The sequence below is a fragment of the Neisseria sp. P0008.S010 genome (assembly GCF_051962715.1).
GTDB classification, from domain to species: Bacteria; Pseudomonadota; Gammaproteobacteria; order Burkholderiales; family Neisseriaceae; genus Neisseria; species Neisseria elongata.
In genome coordinates, this window is the sequence record NZ_JBQCVA010000395.1 from 1 (window position 1) to 244 (window position 244).

Sequence of the window (244 nt, forward strand, 5' to 3'; positions counted from 1 at the left end):
TTGATATACGCCCCTTTGCAGGTAATCAGTATCTCTTCCTTCGCCGCTATGGCGATTTTCCCCGCGCTGCTGGTTAATGTTGCGTCCTTCAGCGCGTTCAGCTGCAATTCGTCGTTCTGTGCCTGTACTTCCACTTTCCCCTGGTTGGCCTGTACCTTGATGCCGCCGCTTTGCGCAAACAGGTTGAGGCCCTCTGCCGCATGGGCGGTCAGGCTTTGGCCGGCGCTGATGTCGGTATGGCTGC

Annotated in this window: 1 protein-coding gene; it reads right to left on the reverse strand. The window is 57.4% G+C overall.

Annotated elements, in window-relative coordinates; translation table 11 throughout:
• Positions 1-244 (reverse strand): DUF2345 domain-containing protein (locus ACTHSL_RS14055; RefSeq protein ID WP_440381749.1); only part of this gene is annotated, 244 nt, incomplete at both ends.